Annotated in this window: 6 protein-coding genes, 8 tRNA genes and 1 rRNA gene; 14 read left to right on the top strand and 1 reads right to left on the bottom strand. The window is 40.8% G+C overall.

Going from position 1 to position 6,445, the window contains the following annotated elements; translation table 11 throughout:
- Positions 1–139: 139 nt before the first annotated feature.
- From rrf to M9R32_RS07200, 9 genes are all read left to right on the top strand, one after another.
- A 5S ribosomal RNA gene (gene rrf / locus M9R32_RS07240) occupies positions 140–255 on the top strand.
- Between the two features lie 20 nt (positions 256–275).
- Positions 276–350 (top strand) — tRNA-Asn (locus M9R32_RS07235).
- 7 nt (positions 351–357) lie between these two features.
- Positions 358–430, top strand: a tRNA-Thr gene (locus M9R32_RS07230).
- 36 nt (positions 431–466) lie between these two features.
- A tRNA-Glu gene (locus M9R32_RS07225) sits at positions 467–541 on the top strand.
- Between the two features lie 94 nt (positions 542–635).
- Positions 636–711: transfer RNA gene (locus tag M9R32_RS07220), tRNA-Val, on the top strand.
- Positions 712–725: 14 nt separating this feature from the next.
- Positions 726–809 (top strand) — tRNA-Tyr (locus M9R32_RS07215).
- An 18-nt stretch (positions 810–827) separates the two neighbouring features.
- Positions 828–902 (top strand) — tRNA-Gln (locus tag M9R32_RS07210).
- Positions 903–914: 12 nt separating this feature from the next.
- Positions 915–987, top strand: a tRNA-Lys gene (locus M9R32_RS07205).
- Positions 988–1,008: 21 nt separating this feature from the next.
- Positions 1,009–1,081 (top strand) — tRNA-Ala (locus M9R32_RS07200).
- A 64-nt stretch (positions 1,082–1,145) separates the two neighbouring features.
- Here the strand turns inward: M9R32_RS07200 and M9R32_RS07195 are convergent.
- Positions 1,146–2,027 carry a LysR family transcriptional regulator gene (locus M9R32_RS07195; protein WP_269926057.1) on the bottom strand — a complete coding sequence of 294 codons (882 nt, stop codon included), beginning with the start codon at positions 2,025–2,027 and terminating at the stop codon, positions 1,146–1,148.
- A 104-nt stretch (positions 2,028–2,131) separates the two neighbouring features.
- Between M9R32_RS07195 and M9R32_RS07190 the strand changes: the two genes are divergently transcribed.
- The 5 genes from M9R32_RS07190 to M9R32_RS07170 all read left to right on the top strand — a co-directional run bounded on the left by M9R32_RS07190 (position 2,132) and on the right by M9R32_RS07170 (position 6,247).
- Positions 2,132–3,202, top strand: a complete 1,071-nt coding sequence (locus tag M9R32_RS07190) for a citrate synthase/methylcitrate synthase (RefSeq protein WP_269926056.1) — start codon at positions 2,132–2,134, stop codon at positions 3,200–3,202.
- Between the two features lie 31 nt (positions 3,203–3,233).
- Positions 3,234–3,818 (top strand): GNAT family N-acetyltransferase, encoded by a 585-nt coding sequence (locus M9R32_RS07185; RefSeq protein ID WP_269926055.1) that lies wholly within the window; start codon positions 3,234–3,236, stop codon positions 3,816–3,818.
- Positions 3,819–3,885: 67 nt separating this feature from the next.
- The gene (gene rocF, locus M9R32_RS07180) at positions 3,886–4,791 is read left to right on the top strand and encodes an arginase (RefSeq protein WP_269926054.1); all 906 of its coding nucleotides are present in this window, start codon (positions 3,886–3,888) and stop codon (positions 4,789–4,791) included.
- 253 nt (positions 4,792–5,044) lie between these two features.
- Positions 5,045–5,608 (top strand): RNA polymerase sigma factor SigW, encoded by a 564-nt coding sequence (gene sigW, locus M9R32_RS07175; RefSeq protein ID WP_269926053.1) that lies wholly within the window; start codon positions 5,045–5,047, stop codon positions 5,606–5,608.
- 12 nt (positions 5,609–5,620) lie between these two features.
- Positions 5,621–6,247: an anti-sigma factor gene (locus tag M9R32_RS07170; protein ID WP_269926052.1), complete on the top strand. Its 627-nt coding sequence runs from the start codon at positions 5,621–5,623 to the stop codon at positions 6,245–6,247.
- The last annotated feature ends 198 nt before the right edge of the window (positions 6,248–6,445 follow it).

The following is a 6,445-nucleotide window of genomic DNA, read 5'->3' as shown; positions in this document are numbered from 1 at the left end:
GGTAGATAGGTTCGAGGTGGAAGCGCGGTGACGTGTGTAGCTGACGAATACTAATCGATCGAGGACTTAACCAAAATGAATTTGAATGGTTTTCAATGACCCGTTTATCCAGTTTTGAGTGAACAAACACTCAAAAAAGTCTAGTGATAATGGCAAAGAGGTCACACCCGTTCCCATACCGAACACGGAAGTTAAGCTCTTTAGCGCCGATGGTAGTTGGGGGTTTCCCCCTGTGAGAGTAGGACGTCGCTAGGCTTTTTTATTTATACTTTTATTCCGAAGTAGCTCAGTGGTAGAGCAATCGACTGTTAATCGATTGGTCGTAGGTTCGAGTCCTACCTTCGGAGCCACTTTCTTGCTTCCATAGCTCAGCAGGTAGAGTGCTTCCATGGTAAGGAAGAGGTCACCGGTTCGAGCCCGGTTGGAAGCTTTTTTCCAAAAATACAGTACTCGTATTATACATAATGGCCCCTTGGTCAAGCGGTTAAGACACCGCCCTTTCACGGCGGTAACACGGGTTCGAATCCCGTAGGGGTCACCATTTTGTCATACGAAGATGACAAAATGCGACGACGCAGCAAAGCAAGGAAGGAGCAAATCCTTCAACGTTTGCGATAAAGACATAATTTTACCCAGGAGGATTAGCTCAGCTGGGAGAGCATCTGCCTTACAAGCAGAGGGTCGGCGGTTCGAGCCCGTCATCCTCCACCATATATTTTACCCTTGGAGGGGTAGTGAAGTGGCTAAACACGACGGACTGTAAATCCGTTCCTTCGGGTTCGGCGGTTCGAATCCGCCCCCCTCCACCATTTTTTGCATTTTATTAATGGGGTATAGCCAAGCGGTAAGGCAACGGATTTTGATTCCGTCACGCCCTGGTTCGAATCCAGGTACCCCAGCCATAACTCTTGTACGAGCCATTAGCTCAGTTGGTAGAGCATCTGACTTTTAATCAGAGGGTCGTAGGTTCGAATCCTACATGGCTCACTTTTTTATTTATCTTTTTTCGGGGCCTTAGCTCAGCTGGGAGAGCGCCTGCCTTGCACGCAGGAGGTCAGCGGTTCGATCCCGCTAGGCTCCATAATTGAAAAAGACGTTTGGGATGTAATATTCCAAACGTCTTTTTGTGTTTTTGAGATATAGATTTATCCAAAATAGTGTGAGGATAACATTTGAATGAACTCTTTCTCTAATTCGCCTTGTTTCTTTACAATCACATAGGTCGTGACTTTCGGTAGTTCGAATAAATCAAAGTGGATGTTCATTAATCTTCCTTCTAGTAGTTCACGTCTGACAATGGAATGGGGTAGAAATGAAATGCCGAGCCCTTCCTGGATGAAGCGTTTGGTGATATGGGCTTGTGACACTTTCATCGAGCGCAAGCCGGTTACTTGTTTTCTCAACTTTATCAACACGTCATCCCAAAACACGGGGTGATGGTGGGTAAAAAGTGTATAAGTCTGTAAATACTCCATTTCATCGTACGCTGGTCCACTTTCATCATCATAGATATCCACAGGAGCAATGAAAAGAAGATGTTCTTCAAAAATTGGAATTGATTCAATATGTTTATAAGTCGAATTTAATGCGGATATCCCCAAATGGACATCTTCTTTATCCACAAGTTCTTCGATCAGATGGGATTCTTCTACACGAATCGTAATTTCCAAGTCTGGATGTTGGCGCATAAATGATCGCAGGATATGAGGTAATATGGTTTCGGCTAGCAAAGGTGAGATAGCGATGGTCCAATTTCTTCTATACCCTTGCTTATATGCATGGATGGATTGAATGCTGTCTTCATATTGTTGAAGGAGTTTTTCCGCTTTATCCACAAACATTTTTCCAGCATCGGTTAGTGTTACTCGATTTTTATTGCGTTCGAATAATGAAATTCCTAAATACTCTTCTAGTAATCGAATGTGTACGGAGACACTCGGTTGGGACATCAAAAGTTGTTCAGAGGTCTTTCGAAAATTGAGAGTTTTTGCAGCAATAATGAATGTTTTTATCCATTGTATTTCCATAATCGACACCTCTTTTAATTAATAATATTAATTAAGTTAATTATAACTATTTAATTTTTATAATCAATTTATCAGCGTATACTCCTTTTATAGGAGGCGATAATATGTTTCAAAAAGGATTAAAAGACGTGGTCGCGGTTCATACGAAAATTGCATCAGTGGATGGAGAAAAAGGTGAATTGCGCTACCGTGGAGAACTTGTGGATAAAATTGTTTCAAATGCAACATTTGAACAGTTGTCCACATATTTATGGACAGGAACGAAAGAACCGGTTTCTCTACTATTAAAAGAAGGAAGGGAACTTCCTGAACATGTGTCTAAATTACTGCTAAATTTACCGATTAATTTACAAGTGATGGATGTATTGAAAGTAGCTGTTTCAGCTTACGGAACCCCGTCATTCCTGCAAAAATCCCAATATGAACAATCAGTTATTTTAACTGCAGCACTTCCGGTAATTGTAGCTTTTTATTATCGAAGACAGCAAGATTTGGAGCCGTTGGCATCGCAAGAAAATCTAGGACATACTGCTAACTTTTTATACTTATTAACAGGGATATCCCCAACACCTGCGCAAGTAGAAGCACTTGAGACGTATTTGTTATTAACAATGGAGCATGGATTGAATGCGTCGACGTTTGCCGCGCGAGTCACGATCTCAACAGAGTCTGATATTCCATCTGCGATTGTTTCGGCACTCGGTACGATGAAAGGTCCATTACATGGAGGTGCTCCTTCAGGCGTACTTGCTTTGTTAGATGAAATGAAGTCTCCGGAAGGCGTTCGTCCTGTCATTGAAGAAAAGCTTGCCAGAGGTGAACGTATTATGGGGTTCGGTCATCGAATTTATAAAACGGAAGATCCCCGTTCCATTGTACTTAGGGAAAAATGTTTGTCCCTTCAAGGAAAAGATGCTTGGCTGGATCTTGCTACTTATGCTGAAAAAGAAATTATTCACCTGTTGAATGAACATAAACCAGGGAGAAAGTTATACACAAATGTGGAGTTCTATGCTGCTGCCATCATGCGTGCGATTAACCTGGATCCTACTCTCTTCACCCCGACATTTAGTGTTGCACGAATTGTAGGTTGGACAGCTCATGCCATGGAACAAGCAGAGGATAATACGATTTTCAGACCACAGTCTGTATATATCGGAAAAACTTTTGTATGATAGTGGAAAAGTTGTTGGGGAGTTGTGGAGTATGAGTGTGTTATTAATGCATGATGATGTGACATTACGACCGATGAAAGAAACCGATATCGCACGTCTGTGGAAACTAACGACAACTGAGACGTTTACCTTTATGCTTAACCAAATTCAACATATGGATGAGTTTGAACAATGGATGGGCTCTGGCTATGAACAGATGCAATCAACAGATTCGACCATTGTTTTAGTTGTAGCCAATACGGAAACGGATGAACTGTATGGTTCTACAAGGATCTATAACATTGATCATTCTAATAAAACATGCGAAATTGGCGCTACTTTTTATGGCAAACCATTTCAACGAACACATATAAACACGACGTCTAAGTGGCTGCTGCTTACGTATGCATTTGAAACCCTTGGTATGATTCGTGTGCAATTTAAAACAGATGAAGAAAATTTGGTTTCTCAAAAAGCGATTGAACGATTAGGGGCGAAGAAAGAAGGAATCTTACGCAATGAACGTATTCGCTCAACTGGAAAACCACGCAATGCCGTCGTTTATTCCATTATCGAAAATGAATGGTCATCAATCAGAAATCAATTGTATGAAAATATGAATAAATATTCAAAATGATGTACAGTTGAGCCAAGTGTACCTCTTGATTTACAATAAACTTAAGTAAATGGGGAGGTATAAAATAATGAATAAATTAAATATATCTTTAATCGGAGTACCAATGGATTTGGGTCAAAATCGTCGCGGGGTTGATATGGGACCAAGTGCGATTCGTTATGCTGGTGTGGTTGAACGTTTAGAGGAAATTGGTCACTCAGTAACGGACGAAGGCGATATTCAAATTGCGGCGGCAGAAAAAACGGCTCCAACGGATACAAACTTACGTAACTTAAAAGAAGTAACAGATGCAAGTACGACTTTAGCAAACAAAATTCATGACGTGATGGAAAATGGTCAGTTCCCTCTTATTTTAGGTGGGGATCACAGTATTGCCATTGGTACACTAGCTGGTCTAGGCGATCGTTATGAGAATTTAGGCGTCATCTGGTACGATGCACATGCAGATTTAAATACGGGAGATACGTCACCTTCAGGCAACATTCATGGTATGCCTTTGGCAGTCAGCATTGGATTAGGTCATGAGCAATTGGTGAATATCCGTGGATTTGCTCCAAAAATCAAACCTGAAAATGTTGTCATTATCGGGGCACGTTCAATCGATCCAGGGGAACGTGAGTTAATCAAAGAAAAAGGCATAAAAGTATTCACGATGCATGATATCGATAAACTTGGGATGACGGAAGTCATGAACAAAGCAATGTGGTATTTAAAAGACCGTGAAGTGGATGGTGTCCATTTATCTCTTGATTTAGATGGAATCGATCCAATTTATACACCGGGTGTTGGAACTCCTGTACCGGGTGGAATCAGTTACCGTGAAAGTCATTTAGCGATGGAAATGCTCTATTCTTCAGATATGATTACATCTGCTGAATTTGTGGAAGTAAATCCGATTCTTGATGAGAAAAATAAAACGGCTGATGTAGCTGTAGCTTTAATGGGCTCACTGTTCGGCGAAAAATTATTATAAGGTAAATCGAACTGTTCAACCTGGCATATGATGCTTACAGGTTGAACAGTTTTTTCTTCATTTCAATGCAACTAAAGCTCATGAATTGGCGTCTATCTGTAGGGAAGTTTTTTATCATTTGTAAGTATCTTGAAAATAGTTCTGATATAATAAAGTTATAAAAAAGATATAAAAAGATATAAAAAAAGATGAAACCTGTCTAGGCTGTAAACCGTATAAGTAAGACAGCCGCATGAGCGGAGGGGAAATCACCATGGATGCTTTGGTCAACAAACGAATAAAAGAAGTATTAAAAGGCGATCAAAATGCATTCGCGGAGATTGTCGAACTATACCAGGATAAATTATATCGGGTCTGTTTTCGTATGCTTGGAAACAAACATGAAGCGGAGGATATAGCACAGGAAGCATTTGTCCGTGCATTTATTAATATTCATACGTTTGATACAAAACGAAAATTTTCAACTTGGTTGTACAGAATTGGAACCAATTTGTGTATTGACCGTATAAGAAAGAAGAAACCAGATTATTACTTAGATGCAGAGGTTTCAGGCACGGAAGGATTAAACATGTATTCGCAAATCGCTGCGTCTGAAGAGTTGCCGGAAGATCAAGTTATGAAGATGGAAATGCAAGACCGAGTTCAATATGAAATCAGTCGCTTGCCGGATAAATATCGTGCAGTGATTGTACTGAAATATATGGAAGATTTACCGCTCCAGGAAATCAGTGAAATTTTAGAAATGCCGCTTGGAACTGTGAAAACCCGTATCCACAGGGGGCGCGAGGCGCTCAGAAAGCAATTGAGTAACATGTAGGAGGGATTCACGATGAACAAATGCCCAGAACAGATTGTTCACTATATGCATGAATATTTGGATGGCGACATCAGCGGTGAGCATGAGCAGGAGCTTAAAACCCATTTAGCCAGTTGTCCATCGTGTCAGCAGCACATGCATGAGTTAAGTAAAGTTGCTGCGTTCGTACAGAGCGCATCACATATATCTGCACCAAATGGTTTTGTGGAAGGCGTGACGGCACGTTTGCCTAAAGAAACATCAAAAGTCGGAATGAAGCGTTGGTTCCACAGTCATCCTTTATTGACTGCTGCAGCCTTGTTTATGATTTTAATGAGTGCTTCACTCTTCTCGAGTTTCAATGAAGACCAACACTTCTCCTTCACAAAACAACCGAACCTTGTAGTTGAAGGAGAAAAAGTAATCGTTCCTGCAGGAGAGATTGTCATAGGGGACTTGGTTGTCAAAAACGGTGACCTTCAAATCGATGGAGAAGTAGATGGCAATGTAACGGTAATCAATGGACAGTATATGGCCTCAACAGCCAACGTTACAGGGGAAATAGAAGAAATTAACCAAGTGTTCGATTGGCTTTGGTACAAAATTAAAGCAGGTGCAAAAGACGTTGCGTCACTTGTAGATGGTAAAGAAGATAAATAAGTCTACCCTTCAGGGGTGGGCTTTTTCTTTTTTTATCATAAAGAAGGCTTCCTGTCAGAAAGCGTTGAACGCAAATACGCGGAAGAGGAATAATCCAGTGCTATTTCAATATCCATGCTTTTCTTTGCAGCAGGCAGAACGCTGGGTGTTTATGTTATACTGATTCCATATGAATATGTGATGAAAAGTGGGGGATGC

It is taken from the genome of Paenisporosarcina quisquiliarum (genome assembly GCF_027563315.1).
GTDB classification, from domain to species: Bacteria; Bacillota; Bacilli; order Bacillales_A; family Planococcaceae; genus Paenisporosarcina; species Paenisporosarcina quisquiliarum.
Note: the sequence above shows the minus strand (reverse complement) of the source record. Positions and strands in the feature narration are given on the sequence as shown.